We start from the raw sequence: 14,279 nt of genomic DNA, 5'->3' as shown, positions 1-14,279 counted from the left end.
AACTCTTACGCGCGGGGGATCTGCAGCGAGGTCACCCGCGCGGCGGGGTCCACGTCGAGGCCGAGGCGGTCCCACGGCACACCGATCGACAGGACCGCATACGCCGAGGTGGGGAAGCGGTCGATGTCGGCGTCGCCGTCCAGGGTCAGCGCAGTGCCCGGCAGTCCGGGGAAGTGGCCCACCACCAGCAGGACGGCTGCGTCTGCCGGCGCGTACGTGCGGATCGCTTCGAGGATGTCCTCGGGTGAGTTCTCGTAGATGTCCGCGGTGAACTGCGTCGGAGCGTCGATCCCGGTCCGCTCCAGGGTCTGCCGGGTGCGCTCGGCGGTGGAACAGATCACCGCATCGACCTGCAGGCCGTCGCGCTCCATCCATTCGCCGGCCAAGGCCGCTTCGCGACGGCCGCGGTCGGCGAGGGGCCGGTCGTGGTCGGGCACGCCGGCCGGATAGCCGGACTTGCCGTGCCGCAGCAGAATCAGGGTGCGTGCACCAGCGGTCATGCCGACTCGGCCGCGCGGACGGCCGCGGTACGCTCCGCGCGCATCTCGTTGAGGACCCGCGCGGTGTCCCGCCAGGCGGCGGCTTCCTGCATGTAGTACTCGCGGGTCTCCGGAGTCGTATCGGTCAGCGCTTCCTCAGCGAGCTCGCGCAACTCCAGGTACTCGTCGTAGCACTGCGTCAGCAGCGCGTTGAGGCCCTCGCCGGCGCAGGCACGAGTGATCGCGTTCATCGACAGAGTGGTGAGGCTTTCCAGCTGCGTCCGGTAGTCCATGATTCCCACGGTAGAGCCTGCCGCCGACAAATCGGGGGAGGCACGTCAGTGCGACGGACCGGGCGCGGTCTCCACGCCGGCGCTCTGGGCGTGCAGGGCGCGGACCTCGTCGACCAGTTCCGGCGCGGGGCCGGCCACCTCCACACCGGGCGCCACCGCGTTGATGGGCAACGGGGCGACCGGTGGCTCCGGAAGGTCCCACTCGCGACGCCACTGGAGCAGTTGAATGCTGCCGACCGCGTACACGATGCGGCCCAGTCCGACCCATGCGTGCGCGGCCGAGCACATCGGGCAGTGTTCCCCGGACGTGTAGACCACCGCGGCGCCGCGCTGTTCGGGCGTCAGATTCTCGGCGGCCCAGCGGGCGATCGCGAACTCGGGATGGCGGGTGTGGTCGCCGCCGGAGACGTGATTGCGGTCCTCGAAGAGGATGTCGTCGCCCAGACGCAAGAGTGAGCCGAAGGGCTCGTCGCCGACCTCGACGGCGTGCCGGGCCAGAGTCACGCACCTGCGCAGGAACGGAAGGTCGTCGGGCACGGGGTTGCGGAGGATCACACCTGCAACGTAGCGCCTGGGACGTGCGTCGGGGAGCGGAGCGCGGATCCGACCGATAATCTGAAACCACGATGCACACTTGGGTTCCGGCGCTCTTCGCCGTCTTGTCGGCCGCGTTGATCGCGACCGGAACGGTGCTGCGTCAGCGCGCCTCCTCACGGAACGGTGCGATCACCGCGGGCTGGTGGATCGGTGCGATCATCGCCATCGTCGGCTTCGCGTTCCAAGCGTGGGCGCTGGGGCTGGGCTCGATTCTGCTGGTGCAGCCGCTGGTGGTGCTGGCGGTGCTCTTCGCGTTGCCGCTGGAAGCGCGGATCGACAAACGCCGTCCCTCGCGGGCGGACTGGATCTGGGGCGCGGTGCTGGTCGGTTCCGTCGTCGCGTTCCTGGTGATCGCGCGCCCGGTGTCCAGCGAACGGCGGGCGGCGCCGGTCCTGTTCGCGGCCACCGTGACCGTCGTGGTCATCGCGCTGCTGGTGCTGGTGGTGCTGGCCGAGCGGTGCCGCAACGCGCACTACCGCTCGCTGCTCTACGGCATCGCGGCCGGCGCACTGTTCGGTGTGGCGGCGCTGCTCATCAAATCGGTGGCCATGCACTTCATGGAGGATCCGGTGACCTTCATGGCCCACCCGGACATCTACCTGTTGGCGATCGTGCTGGCCTTGGCCGTGGTCGCGCAGCAGCGCTCGTTCGGTTGCGGCGACATCCAGACGTCGTTCCCCGCGATGAACGTGGTGGAGCCCGCGGTGTCGATGGGCCTCGCGGTGGTCCTGCTCGGCGAGAACCTGCGCGTGGGCGTGGGTACGTCGATCCTGTTGTTGCTGATCCTGCTGGTGGCCGCCGTCGCCGTCGTCAAACTGGCGCAGCACTCGGCCATTCGGGGAGAAGCACAACCGCGCGACGATGCAGATCGTCGCGCGGTAGAGGAGGTCGTCGACCTGGGTCAGTCGTCGGCGATGACCGACTTGAGGCCCTGAGCCCACTCGGCGGCCGCGACGGTCGGCTTGATCGTCGACGACGCGTCGTGCCGGAAGTGCTCGCCGACCTGCGCGGCGCCGCGCTTGGTCAGCATCTCGGCCATGATCTCGCCGCCGCGATTGAAGGTGTCGTCGTAGACGCTGTCGCCCATGCCGAACACGGCGAAGTGCATGCCGCTCAGGTCGGGGTCCACCTCGTCGAGCTCGTCGGCGAAGGGCAGCGCGCCCGACGGCAGTTCGCCCTCGCCATAGGTGGAGCAGATCACCACGAGGAAGTCGTCGGCGTTCAGATCTTCCGCGGCGAACTCGGCCATGTCGTAGATCGACGGGTCGAAGTCGGCGGCCAACACGTCGGCGATGGCGTCGGCGACCAGTTCCGCGGTACCGGTCTCGGTGCCGTAAAGAATGACAGTGGCCATGTTCGGACCTTCTCCTACATCGGGAAACAACCCGTCGACGGTAGCGTAGGCGGCCGCAGATAGTCGAATCGTGGCCAGGGACTTTCGGCCCAAAAGTGCAGGTCGGGCGGCCGGGAAGTGGGGCAAGTCGCTGGTCGGCGCGCCCCGATTCGGGGGCGCTATTGTGCACCAGTCCACCCCTGTGCTTCGCTTGCTTTTGCACCCGGTCCGACCGGAGGGGTGATTCTCTACGTAAGGAGTCGGTATGGACTGGGGCAACGTCTGGAACGTCGTCTGGTACACGATCCTGATCTTCGCGTTCATCGCGTACCTGATCGTGCTGTTCATGGTCCTGACGGACCTGTTCCGCGACCACAAGCTGTCGGCGGGCTGGAAAGTGGTCTGGATCATCTTCCTGGTGATAATCCCGTACCTCACCGCGTTCACCTACCTGCTGTTCCGCGGCCGAGGCATGGCCCAGCGTTCGGCACAGGCACAATCGGCCGCCGACGCTCAGGCCCGCGAGTACATCCGCGACGCCGCAGGGACGTCGACGCCGGCCGATCAGATCGCGACCGCTAAGACGCTGCTCGACGCCGGGACCATCAACCAGGCCGAGTTCGAGGCCATCAAGGCCAAGGCGCTGGCCTGACCTGACCTATCTGCGGCGCCCGACGACACCTCGTCGTCGGGCGCCGTGGTGTATCACCGGTCCGCTGTAATACTTAGGGGAACGACGGGCGAGAGGGGAGTTGGCACATGGCGACGCGTGTCGACAGTTGGATCTGGGGAATTCGGCTCACCAAGACCCGCTCGGCCGCGGGTGCCGCCTGCCGCGCCGGTCACGTGCAGGTCAACGGCGTCACCGCGAAGCCGGCCACGCCGGTGGCCGTGGGCGACGAAGTCCGCGTACGACTGCACGGCCGCGACCGCATCGTCGAGGTGGTCAAGCTCATCAGCAAGCGGGCCTCGGCCCCGGTCGCCGCCGAGTGCTACATCGACAACAGTCCACCGCCACCGCCGCGCGAGATCGCCGCCGCGGTGCCGCGTCGCGATCCCGGCGCCGGTCGACCGACTAAACGCGATCGTCGGCAGATGGACCGGCTGCGCGGCGGCACCCTGCTGATCCTCGCCGCGGTGGCCGCGATGGCGCTGAGCGCCTGCAGTTCGGGCGACGACGTCGTCTCGTCGAAGACCACCACGCCGAAGGCAGGCACCGGACCGGCCTTCGAACGGTGCGGCGGGCTCACCGCCGAAGAGGTGTCGGCGGCCTCCACCTTCGCCGCCCTGAAGCTCTACAACGACAACCCCTCCGTCTGCGAGTGGCGCTCCGACGCCCACCGGGACGGCCCGGTGGTCTCGTTCAACTGGTACCGCGGCTCGCCGATCGGGCGCGAACGCGGTCACGAGCAGCTCAGTCGGGAGAACCCGACGGTGGACATCGAGATCGCCGGCTACCCGGGCTTCCTCGCTCGCCACGATCCGATCTGTGAGGTGGGCGTGCAGTTCGAGAACGACTTCATCGAGATCTCGGTGGCCGACCGCCAGTCGTTCGGCGCCGAGACGGTGCCGCTGGAGACCTTGTGCGATGCGGCCAAGAGCCTGGCCGCGACGTCGATCGAGCGTGCCTCGTGAGCCGGCCGGGCAGACTGCGGCGGGCCGTCGCGGTGACGACCGCGTTCGTCGTCCTCGGCACGACGGCCGCGTGCACCACCGTGGTCGACGGCGATGCCCAGCGCGTCGGCGCCGAAGCCGCGCAGAAGGGCCAAGTCGACACCAGCGATTTCGAGGGTCTGCTGACCGAATGCCAGATCCTGCCGGCCGCCGACATCGCCGAGGCCGTCGGGGGTGGATCGGCCGAGCGGGGCTTCAACGGGGCGATCTGCCGCTGGGTGGTGGTCGGCGGCGGCGTCACCGACGTGACCCTCGCCTGGTACGAGTGGGGCGACTTCAACCTGGAGAAGCAGACCGCGCAGCGTCTGGGCTTCACCACCGAGAACATTCAGGTCAACAGCCTCGCGGGCTTCACGCAGCGCGATCCCACCCGACCGCAGGTGTGCGGGGTGACGGCCAAGTCGCCGGGCCGTGGCACGCTCACCTGGTGGGTGGAGCCGCACGCGGCCGGCCCGGACGCGTGCGCGTCGGCGATCGCGCTGATGGAACTGGTGCTGAACCGCGCGAACTGATCCGGGTCAGGCGAACCGGCGTCAGGTGGCAGGAATCAGCGACACCGAGACGGTGGCCGCCGGGACCAGGCCGTCGTCGGACGGAATCAGCATCCAGACGAACAGGCAGTCGTCGATCCGCTTGCGCCGGATGGTGATCTCGATCCCGGGCGTCACCGGCCGGAGGTACTCGATCACCAGGCGGTGCGGTGCGTCGAGCAGATCGGGATGGGCCACCAGTTCGTCCTCGACGGCTTCGAGGTACGCGGCGTTGTTGAGGTGTTTGAACGGATCGAAGTCGGTGGAGCGCAGCACGTGCGTGCGGTCGGGCTGCGAGCACTCGGCCTCTAGCGGGGCCGGTTCGGGGTTCATCGAATGCCAGCGGAGCCGATGGTGGTCGTTCATCTGCGCGAGCACCTCGAACGTCGAATCGGAGATGCGCGAGGGCATGCCCTGATCGTTGACGTTGATCCAGAACGCCTCGGTCTCGATCCGTCCGTCCGGACGCGGCTCCGGGTTGAACCGGTTGGTCTCGCTCGTCGCTGTGAGGCTCACCCGCATGTCCGTCCAGCGCGTCGACAAGGCGCCGCACCAGCGCTCCACCTGGAAGTCCGACGGCCAGGTGATCGGCTCGAGGACGTCGATGATGGTGCGCCGCACGATCCAGAACGGTTCGGTGTCGCCGAAGTCGGTCGCCGCGATGTTGTCGTTCGCGGCATCCTGCAGGTAGCGCGCCACCGCATCCAGGCGCACCCGCATCTGCTGATCGATGTCTCCGGTGCGCACCCGATAGTCTTCGGCAAAGAATCGGGCTTCTGCCTTGCGGGCGTCCAGCGGACGGTAGATCGGCGACGCGGACGACGTCGGTTTGGGAGCGGGCACGGCGAGCCTTTCGTCGGTGGCCGATAACCAGTTGATTACGATACGCTCGACACAAAACTAGAACATGTTCCGGTAGGTACGAGTCGAGGGAATCGAACATGGCACACGTCATCACCAGGCCCTGCTGCAACGACGCGAGTTGCGTCGAGGTCTGTCCGGTGAACTGCATCCACCCCACTCCGGACGAGCCGGAGTTCCTCACGGCGGAGATGCTGTACATCGACCCGGAGGCCTGCATCGACTGCGGCGCCTGCATCGACGAGTGCCCGGTCAGTGCGATCTTCCCGGATGATCAGCTCGAGGCCAAGGACGAGCCCTACCTGCAGATCAACGCCGACTACTTCAAGGATCACGATCCCGACGGCGGTCTGGTGAAGCCGACGCGGCCGCCGGTGATGCCCGAGGGCAAGGAACTGCACGTGGCCGTGGTGGGCGCCGGACCGGCCGCCTTCTACGCCGCAGGTGAGCTGGTCAAGCGTGGCCAGGTGAAGGTCGACATGTTCGACCGGCTGCCCACCCCGTACGGTCTGGTCCGCGCCGGCGTCTCGCCGGACCACGCGAAGACCAAGGGTGTGGAGAACACGTTCGCCGCCACCGAGAAGAAGGCGAACTTCACCTATCACCTCAACGTCGACGTCGGTACGCACATCACGCACGACGAGCTGAACGCCCGCTACGGCGCGATCCTCTACGCCGTCGGCGCGCCGCACGATCGTCGTCTCAACATCCCCGGCGAGGACCTGACCGGCTCGTTCGCGGCCACCGAGTTCGTCGCCTGGTACAACGGCCATCCCGCCTACGCGGACCGGACCTTCGACCTCAGCGGCGAGCGCGCCGTGGTGATCGGCAACGGCAACGTGGCTCTCGACGTCGCGCGCATCCTGCTCACCGACGACGCCGTGCTGGGCGCCACCGACATCGCCGACTACGCGCTGGACGCGCTCAAGGCGTCGTCGATCACCGAGGTGGTGGTGCTCGGACGCCGCGGCATCGAGCACGCCGCCTTCACCAACGCCGAGTTCCTGTCGCTGGGCGACCTCGACGGCATCGACATCGTCATCGAGGAGCCCGACCTCGCGTTGTCGGAGGGCACCGAGGCGGCCCTGGCCGACGACACGCTCGACTCCACCATCGCCACCAAGATCCGCCTGGCGCGCGAGTTCGCCGCGCGGCCGCGGACCGAGGGCAACAAGCGGATCGTCTTCCGCTTCCTCTCTTCGCCGCTGGAGGTCCTCGGCGACGACCGCGTCACGGGCCTGCACTGCATGCAGAACTCGTACGCGGCCAGCGGTGCGGCGACGCCGACCTCGGAGACCTTCGACCTGGACGCGTCCATCGTGGTCCGGTCCGTCGGCTACCGCGGCCAGCCGATCCCCGGACTGCCCTTCGACCGGGACCGCAACGTGGTGCCGAGCGACGACGCGCGCGTCACCGACGGACCGGACGGCCCGGTGCTGCCCGGCCTGTACGTGGCCGGCTGGATCCGCCGTGGACCGACCGGCGGCATCGGCCGCAACCGCTTCTGCGGTGAGGAGGCCGCCGCGTCGATCCTGGCCGACTTCGCCGCCGGTTCCCTCCCGGAACCGGAGCGGTCGGTCGACGACGTCCCGGAGCTGGTCGCCTCGCGCGGTGCCGAACGCGTCGACCTCGACGGCTGGCGCCGGATCGACGCCGCCGAACGGGCCGCGGGCAAGACCGAGGGTCGTCGTCGCGTGAAGCTCGTGACCGTGGACGAACTGGTGGCCACCGCGCGCGCGACCGAAGAGGCCGTTGGATGAGTGCACAGCCGCCGCTGCGGATCGCCCTTCTGTCGTATCGCAGTAAGCCGCACTGCGGCGGGCAGGGCGTGTACGTGCGGCACCTGTCGCGCGAGCTGGCGCTGCTCGGCCACCAGGTGGAGGTGTTCTCGGGACAGCCCTATCCGGTGCTCGACCAGGCCGCGCTCGACGCTGGCGTCACCCTCACCGAGGTGCCGAGCCTGGACCTCTACGGGGAGCCCGAGCCGTTCCGGACGCCGAAGCTCGGCGAGTACCGCGACCTGCTCGACGTCCTCGAAGTGGCCATGATGTGGACCGCCGCGTTCGGCGAGCCGCTGACCTTCAGTATGCGGGCCGCCCGCCTGCTGAAGAGTCGTCGCGCCGACTTCGACGTGGTGCACGACAACCAGTGCCTGGGCTACGGCCTGCTCGACATCAAGCGCCGCGGGTTCCCGCTGGTGGCGACCATTCACCACCCGATCACCCGGGACCGGTCGCTCGCCGTGCGCGCGGCCAAGGGCCTGTCCAAGATCACCGCCTGGCGGTGGCATTCGTTCCTGGCGATGCAGGGCCGTGTGGCCCGGCGCATCCCGTCGTTGCTGACGGTGTCCAAGACCAGCGAAGACGACATCCGGGACGCCTTCGGTGTGCGCGACGGCGCCCTCGCGACCATCCCGCTCGGGGTGGACGTCGACCTGTTCGCCCCGCGCGGCGAGCGGGTGCCCGGCCGGATCGTGTGCGTGGCCAGTGCTGATGCGCCGCTCAAGGGCGTCGCCTACCTGCTGGAGGCCTTCGCCAAGGTGGCCGCCGATCATCCGGTGAGCCTGACCCTGGTGTCCAAGCTGGATCCGGAGGGGCCGTCGGCGCGTCTGATCGAGCAGCTGTCCATCGGCGACAAGGTCTCGGTGGTCTCCGGAATCGACGACGACGAGCTGGCCGCGCTGCTGGCCAGCGCCGAGATCGCCTGCGTCCCGTCGTTGTACGAGGGCTTCTCGCTGCCGGCCGTGGAGGCGATGAGCTGCGGTACGCCGTTGGTCGCCACCCGCGCCGGTGCGATCCCGGAGGTGGTCGGCGACGCCGCGGTGCTCGTCGATCCGCGGGACGCCGAGGGCCTGGCCGCGGCACTGCGCGAACTGCTCGACGACCCCGACCGCGCCGCCGAGTTCGGCACCGCGGGCCGGACCCGCGTCACCGAGAACTACAGCTGGGCGGCCGTCGCCGCCGCCACGGCCGAGCGCTACCGCGCGGCCATCGCGGCGACCCGCGGGGCCCGCCTGCCGCTCGAGAACCCTGATGTCTCGAATACCCCCAAGGAGAACGCCGCATGCTGACCGTCGACTTCGATCGCCTCGGCGTGGGTCCGGGCGTCCGCGCCATCGACATCGGTGCCGGCCAGGGCCGCCACTCGTACGAGATGCTGCGCCGCGGCGCCGACGTCACAGCCTTCGACCAGAACACCCAGGACATGGCCGACGTCGCCGAGATGTTCGGTGCGCTCGCGGTGGCCGGTGAGGCACCCGAGTACGCCGTCGGCCGCACCGAGGTCGGCGACGCGCTGCGCCTGCCGTACGAGGACGACAGCTTCGACGTGGTGCTGATGTCGGAGATCCTGGAGCACATCCCCGACGACGAGGCCGCGATCGCCGAGATGGTGCGGATCCTGCGTCCGGGCGGCATGGCCGCGGTGACGGTGCCGCGCTACTGGCCGGAGAAGATCTGCTGGGCGCTGTCGGACGAGTACCACGAGGTGGAGGGCGGCCACGTCCGCATCTACCGGGCCTCCGATCTGGCGACCAAGCTCGAAGCGGCCGGACTGGAAGTGACCGGCTCCGATCACGCCCACGCGCTGCACGCGCCGTACTGGTGGCTCAAGTGCGCCGTCGGTGTGGAGAACAACGAGAATCCGCTGGTCCGCGGCTATCACAAGATGCTGGTCTGGGACATGATGAGCAAGCCGTGGGTCACCCGGGTGGGGGAGCAGGTCCTCAACCCGCTGGTCGGCAAGTCGGTGGCGCTGTACCTGAGGAAGCCTGCCTGAATGACCATCTCGGCGGCGGTACCTGATTCGGCGAGCGGAGAGCGCGGCGGCGGCCGCCCGCATGTGCCCGGGGTTCTCGCCGCCGTGTCGATCCACGCGACCGGCGAGGCCGTGGCGCGCATGCAGGAGTCGTCCGGTGCCATGCCCTGGTTCCCGGGCGGGCAGACCGATCCGTGGGATCACGTCGAGTCGGCCATGGCGCTCAGCGCCACCGGCTTCCTCGCCGAGGCCGAAGCCGCCTACGAGTGGTCGCGGCGCACGCAGCGCGAGGACGGCTCGTGGCCGATCCGCACCGACGTCGGCGTCGTCACGGTGCCGGGCATCGACTCCAACTTCTGCGCCTACATCGCCGTCGGCGTGTGGCATCACTTCCTGATCACCGGCGACGGCGCGTTTCTGCAGCGGATGTGGCCCACCGTGTGGTCGGCGATCAACCTGGTGTGCCGGTTCCAGCGGAACGACGGCGCCTTCCGCTGGGGTGCCGACCACGTGACCTACGCGATGTTCGACGAAGCGCTGGTCACCGGCAACGCGAGCATCTATCAGGCGCTCGACTGCGCCGTCCGCATCGCCGACGAGATCGGTGCACCCGAACCGGACTGGGAGGCCGCGCTGGCGGCGCTCGGACTCGCGTTCCGCGAGCAGCCGGAGGTCTTCGAGCCGCCGAGCGATCACTCCATGGACTGGTACTACCCGATGCTCGGCGGCGCGATCCGCGGACGCGAGGGGCAGGAGCGCATCGCGCAGCGGTGGGACGAGTTCGTCGTCGACGGCCTCGGCATCCGCTGCGTCGACCACCGTCCCTGGGTCACCGGGGCCGAGACCAGCGAACTCGCGCTGGCGCTGGAGGCGCTCGGCGACACCGAGGCCGCCATCGCGCTGATCGCGTCGATCGGGCACCTGCGGGATCCGGACGGTTCGTACTGGACCGGTCTGGTCTACGACGACGGCAAGCGGTGGCCGGTGGAGAAGAGCTGCTGGACGTCGGCCGCGGTGGTGCTCGCCGCGGATGCGATCAGTCGGGCGACCCCCGGCAACGGCATCTTCCGCGACGTCCGCCGCTTCTGAAACGACCTGCTTGCAGAAATTCCGGACAGGTGTCCAGATGTCTGTCTAAAATCGTGAGTCAGTCACGTTCATCGCATCCCAGGAGGTTCCGTGGAGTTCGGAATCGTGCAGTTCACCAGCGACCGCGGTCTGCTTCCGCAGATCCTCGCGCCGCTCATCGAGCAGGCCGGCTTCGCGTCGTACTACGTGCCCGAACACGGCCACATCCCCACCAAGCGGGAAGCCGCGCACCCGGGGACCGGTGACTCGTCGCTGCCCGACGACCGCTACCTGCGCACCCTCGATCCGTGGACCACGCTCGCGGCGGCCGCCGCGGTGACCGAACGCATCCGCCTGGCCACCGCCGTGGCGCTGCCGGTGCAGTCCGATCCGATCACCCTGGCCAAGACCATCGCCACGCTCGACCACCTCTCTGGCGGGCGCGTCACGCTCGGCGTCGGCTTCGGCTGGAACCTCGACGAGATGGCCGATCACGGCGTGCCGCCCGGGCGTCGTCGCACCATGCTGCGCGAGTATCTGGAGGCCATGCGGGCCCTGTGGACGCAGGAGGAAGCGGAGTACCACGGCGAGTTCGTGGAGTTTGGCCCCAGCTGGGCCTGGCCCAAGCCGAAGTCCACCGTGCCGGTCCTCGTCGGGGCCGCGGGCAACGAGAAGAACTTCAAGTGGATCGCCCGCAGCGCGGACGGCTGGATCACCACCCCGCGCGAAGAGGACATCGAGGGCTCGGTGCAGCTGTGCCAGCAGATCTGGCGCGACGCCGGGCGCGAGGGCGAGCCGCGGATCGTCGTGCTCGATTTCAAGCCGATTCCCGAACGCCTCGACAAGTGGCGGGAGCTCGGCGTCACCGAAGTCCTGTACGGACTGCCCGACGACAGCGTGGAACGCGCCTCGGGATACCTCGCCAAACTGGCTGGAAAGTTGGAGCTCGACGCATGACGGCAACACCTTCGGTCGCCATCATCGGTGCCGGGATCAGCGGTCTCACCACCGGCAAACAGCTCGCCGACTACGGCGTGGCGTACACCTGCTTCGAGAGCTCGGATCGGATCGGCGGCAACTGGGCCTTCGGCAATCCGAACGGCCACTCGTCGGCGTATCGCTCGCTGCACATCGACACCTCGCGGCACCAGCTCAGCTTCCGCGACTTCCCGATGCCCGAGCACTACCCGGACTTCCCGCACCACTCGCAGATCAAGCAGTACCTGGAGGACTACGTCGACGCCTTCGGTCTGCGCGAGGCCATCGAGTTCGAGAACGGCGTGACCCATGCTCGACGCCTCGACGGCGGCGGCTGGGAGCTGACCACCCAGCGCGGCGAGCAGCGTCGGTTCGATCTGCTCGTGGTGGCCAACGGGCACCACTGGGATCCGCGCTGGCCGAATTTCCCCGGGGAGTTCAGCGGCACCGAGATCCACTCGCACCAGTACATCGATCCGCGCGACCCGCTCGACTTCGCGGGCAAGCGCATCCTCATCGTGGGCCTGGGCAACAGCGCGGCCGACATCGCCGTCGAACTGTCGTCGAAGGCGCTCGAGACCCAGGTGACGTTGTCCACCCGGTCCAGCGCGTGGATCGTGCCGAAGTATTTCGCCGGTCAGCCGGCCGATAAGTACTACAAGACCAGCCCGCACATCCCGTTCGCCTGGCAGCGCAAGTTCGCGCAGGTGATGCAGCCGTTCACCGCGGGTCGACCCGAGCAGTACGGTCTGCCCACGCCGAACCACAAGTTCTTCGAGGCGCACCCGACGCAGTCGGTGGAACTGCCGCTGCGCCTGGGTTCGGGCGACGTGGTGGCCAAGGGCGACATCGACCGGCTCGACGGGGACACCGTCCACTTCGTCGACGGCACCAGCGACGAGTTCGACATCATCATCTACGCCACCGGCTACAACATCACCTTCCCGTTCTTCGACGAGGACGTGATCAGCGCGCCGGACAACCAGATCGACCTGTACAAGCGGATCTTCTACCCGGGCATGGACGACGTGGTGTTCGCCGGCTTCGCGCAGGCCACGCCCACGCTGTTCCCCTTCGTGGAGGCGCAGACGCGGATCATCGGCGCCTACGCGGTCGGCAAGTACGTGCCGCCGCCGGTGCCGACCATGCACGAGGTGATCGCGTCCGACACCGAGTTCTACACCGGCCACATGCTGCACCGTCCGCGGCACACGCAGCAGCTGGACCACTTCTTGTACGAGCACGACCTGCGCACCAAGGAACTGCCGGCCGGGTACGCCCGCGCCCAGCAGACCGGTGCGCCCGAATGGGCGGGAGTCGACGCATGAGCCGTCGATCAGTGGATTTCGTCTCCGGCGGCACGCGGTGCGCGGCCTGGTCCTTCTCCGCGGCCGCTGATTCGCCGTTCGCCGGCGACGACGGCGCCGTCCCCGTGGTGGTGATGGCGCACGGCTTCGGCGGCACCAAGGACTCCGGCCTGGAGCCGTTCGCGGAGCGCCTCGCGGCGGCCGGTCTGGCCGTGTTCGCCTTCGACTACCGCCACTACGGCGACTCCGACGGCGAGCCCCGCCAACACATCTCGCTCACCGGGCAGGCCGACGACTACCGCGCCGCGATGGCCGCGGCGGCGGCGCAGCCGGGTGTGGACCGCTCGCGCGTGATCCTCTGGGGCGTCTCGCTGGCCGGCGGACTGGTTCTCGAAGTGGCCTCCGGGCGCGACGATCTGGCCGCGGTGATCGCGATGGTGCCGCTGGTCAGCGGGTTGGCCGCCGGCATCCACCACTACCCGCAGCTGGGCGTGGCCGGGGTCGCCAAGTCGACGTCGCGCGCGGTGGGCAGTGCACTCAAGTCCCGCTTGGGTCGCGCACCCTCCATGATGACCGTGGTGGGTCCGCCCGGCTCCGGTGCCGCGCTGTCCGGTCCCGGCTACCTGGAGAACTACCTCGCGGTGGCCGGTCCCACCTGGCGCAACGAGGTGGACGCCGCCATCGGCCTGGAGCTGGGCAGCTTCCGCGCCGACAAGTCGGCCCACCAGATCACTGCTCCGACGCTGGTGCAGATCGCCGACTTCGACCAGGCCGCACCGCCTTACGCCGCAGCTAAGGCCGCCTTCGCCGCGCGCGCGCAGGTGCGCCACTACCCGTGCGACCACTTCGACATCTTCGAGGGCTTCGACTGGTTCGAGCAGGCGGTGACCCACCAGATCGACTTCCTCACCCACCACCTCGCCTGACAGCACTGCCGTTTGCTGCAGTCACCAGGCGACTGCAGCAAACGGCAGTGTGGGCAGTGCGTTCAGTCGCGGGTGCGCTGCACCGGTCTTCGCGGAGGAGTCCCGCTGTCGAGATTCTCGCTGTCAGCGCCGCGGTGCGCCGGGCATCGTCGGCTGCGGGCGTGGTCGCTCGCCGGAGCCGGGATTCGGCTGACCCGCACGCGGGGAAGAGCCGTTGCCCTGCGGGGAGGTCGGCGGCTGCGGAATCGGTGCCACCATCGCCTCTGCGGGCGCATGCGCGACGCCCTGTGCGCGGGAAACAATTGCGTGGTTGGCCAGCAGTGAGTACATTTCTTCGGCTGCGGCCCGCTCAGACAGGCTCGTGCCCGAAGCCAGTACGGCGCCGCCCTCCGTACGAATCACGACATAGGTCTTCGCCGAGATGATCCACATCACCACGAGGGCGATGATGAGGACGATGAGTACCAATCCGATCAC

Annotated in this window: 17 protein-coding genes; 11 read left to right on the top strand and 6 right to left on the bottom strand. The window is 68.8% G+C overall.

Annotated features, from left to right (window positions below; all coding sequences use genetic code 11):
• Positions 1-5 precede the first annotated feature (5 nt).
• The 3 genes from MUG78_RS03265 to MUG78_RS03255 are packed head-to-tail and all read right to left on the bottom strand — an operon-like array spanning position 6 to position 1,327.
• Positions 6-500: a SixA phosphatase family protein gene (locus MUG78_RS03265; RefSeq protein WP_246992155.1), complete on the bottom strand. Its 495-nt coding sequence runs from the start codon at positions 498-500 to the stop codon at positions 6-8.
• Positions 497-772 carry a hypothetical protein gene (locus MUG78_RS03260; RefSeq protein WP_246992153.1) on the bottom strand — a complete coding sequence of 92 codons (276 nt, stop codon included), beginning with the start codon at positions 770-772 and terminating at the stop codon, positions 497-499. Before MUG78_RS03260 ends, MUG78_RS03265 begins: the two co-directional genes overlap by 4 nt.
• A gap of 45 nt (positions 773-817) precedes the next feature.
• The gene (locus MUG78_RS03255) at positions 818-1,327 is read right to left on the bottom strand and encodes a nucleoside deaminase (RefSeq protein ID WP_246992151.1); all 510 of its coding nucleotides are present in this window, start codon (positions 1,325-1,327) and stop codon (positions 818-820) included.
• 71 nt (positions 1,328-1,398) lie between these two features.
• Here MUG78_RS03255 and MUG78_RS03250 point away from each other — a divergent pair, with 71 nt between their 5' ends.
• Positions 1,399-2,304 (top strand): DMT family transporter, encoded by a 906-nt coding sequence (locus MUG78_RS03250; RefSeq protein WP_246992149.1) that lies wholly within the window; start codon positions 1,399-1,401, stop codon positions 2,302-2,304.
• Here the strand turns inward: MUG78_RS03250 and MUG78_RS03245 are convergent.
• The gene (locus MUG78_RS03245) at positions 2,271-2,723 is read right to left on the bottom strand and encodes a flavodoxin domain-containing protein (RefSeq protein ID WP_246992147.1); all 453 of its coding nucleotides are present in this window, start codon (positions 2,721-2,723) and stop codon (positions 2,271-2,273) included. The genes MUG78_RS03250 and MUG78_RS03245 overlap by 34 nt on opposite strands.
• A 244-nt stretch (positions 2,724-2,967) precedes the next feature.
• On the opposite strand from MUG78_RS03245, the gene MUG78_RS03240 reads away from it, so the two are divergent.
• The 3 genes from MUG78_RS03240 to MUG78_RS03230 all read left to right on the top strand — a co-directional run bounded on the left by MUG78_RS03240 (position 2,968) and on the right by MUG78_RS03230 (position 4,888).
• Positions 2,968-3,354 carry an SHOCT domain-containing protein gene (locus MUG78_RS03240; RefSeq protein ID WP_246992145.1) on the top strand — a complete coding sequence of 129 codons (387 nt, stop codon included), beginning with the start codon at positions 2,968-2,970 and terminating at the stop codon, positions 3,352-3,354.
• A gap of 107 nt (positions 3,355-3,461) precedes the next feature.
• Positions 3,462-4,337 (top strand): DUF3558 family protein, encoded by an 876-nt coding sequence (locus tag MUG78_RS03235; protein WP_246992143.1) that lies wholly within the window; start codon positions 3,462-3,464, stop codon positions 4,335-4,337.
• Positions 4,334-4,888: a DUF3558 domain-containing protein gene (locus MUG78_RS03230; RefSeq protein WP_246992141.1), complete on the top strand. Its 555-nt coding sequence runs from the start codon at positions 4,334-4,336 to the stop codon at positions 4,886-4,888. The genes MUG78_RS03235 and MUG78_RS03230 overlap by 4 nt, the downstream gene beginning before the upstream one ends.
• A gap of 21 nt (positions 4,889-4,909) precedes the next feature.
• On the opposite strand, the gene MUG78_RS03225 is transcribed toward MUG78_RS03230, so the two are convergent.
• The gene (locus MUG78_RS03225; protein WP_246992139.1) at positions 4,910-5,749 is read right to left on the bottom strand and encodes an acyl-[acyl-carrier-protein] thioesterase; all 840 of its coding nucleotides are present in this window, start codon (positions 5,747-5,749) and stop codon (positions 4,910-4,912) included.
• 98 nt (positions 5,750-5,847) lie between these two features.
• Between MUG78_RS03225 and MUG78_RS03220 the strand changes: the two genes are divergently transcribed.
• From MUG78_RS03220 to MUG78_RS03190, 7 genes are all read left to right on the top strand, one after another.
• Positions 5,848-7,527, top strand: coding sequence for an FAD-dependent oxidoreductase (locus tag MUG78_RS03220; RefSeq protein ID WP_246992137.1), 1,680 nt, complete (start codon positions 5,848-5,850; stop codon positions 7,525-7,527).
• A 14-nt stretch (positions 7,528-7,541) separates the two neighbouring features.
• Entirely contained in the window at positions 7,542-8,837 is a 1,296-nt protein-coding gene (locus MUG78_RS03215) for a glycosyltransferase family 4 protein (protein ID WP_246996784.1), read from the top strand.
• Positions 8,831-9,544, top strand: coding sequence for a class I SAM-dependent methyltransferase (locus MUG78_RS03210; RefSeq protein ID WP_246992135.1), 714 nt, complete (start codon positions 8,831-8,833; stop codon positions 9,542-9,544). The genes MUG78_RS03215 and MUG78_RS03210 overlap by 7 nt, the downstream gene beginning before the upstream one ends.
• Entirely contained in the window at positions 9,545-10,612 is a 1,068-nt protein-coding gene (locus MUG78_RS03205; protein WP_246992133.1) for a prenyltransferase, read from the top strand.
• Positions 10,613-10,702: 90 nt separating this feature from the next.
• A complete protein-coding gene (locus tag MUG78_RS03200) occupies positions 10,703-11,548 on the top strand; it encodes an LLM class F420-dependent oxidoreductase (protein ID WP_246992131.1) in 846 nt (281 codons plus the stop codon).
• Complete coding sequence (locus MUG78_RS03195) at positions 11,545-12,897, top strand: flavin-containing monooxygenase (protein WP_246992130.1); 1,353 nt, start codon at positions 11,545-11,547, stop codon at positions 12,895-12,897. The genes MUG78_RS03200 and MUG78_RS03195 overlap by 4 nt, the downstream gene beginning before the upstream one ends.
• Positions 12,894-13,802, top strand: coding sequence for an alpha/beta hydrolase (locus MUG78_RS03190; RefSeq protein ID WP_246992128.1), 909 nt, complete (start codon positions 12,894-12,896; stop codon positions 13,800-13,802). The genes MUG78_RS03195 and MUG78_RS03190 overlap by 4 nt, the downstream gene beginning before the upstream one ends.
• A gap of 123 nt (positions 13,803-13,925) precedes the next feature.
• On the opposite strand, the gene MUG78_RS03185 is transcribed toward MUG78_RS03190, so the two are convergent.
• Positions 13,926-14,279 carry a hypothetical protein gene (locus tag MUG78_RS03185; protein ID WP_246992126.1) on the bottom strand — a complete coding sequence of 118 codons (354 nt, stop codon included), beginning with the start codon at positions 14,277-14,279 and terminating at the stop codon, positions 13,926-13,928.

It is taken from the genome of Gordonia alkaliphila (genome assembly GCF_023017165.1).
GTDB lineage: Bacteria > Actinomycetota > Actinomycetes > Mycobacteriales > Mycobacteriaceae > Gordonia > Gordonia alkaliphila.
Note: the sequence above shows the minus strand (reverse complement) of the source record. Positions and strands in the feature narration are given on the sequence as shown.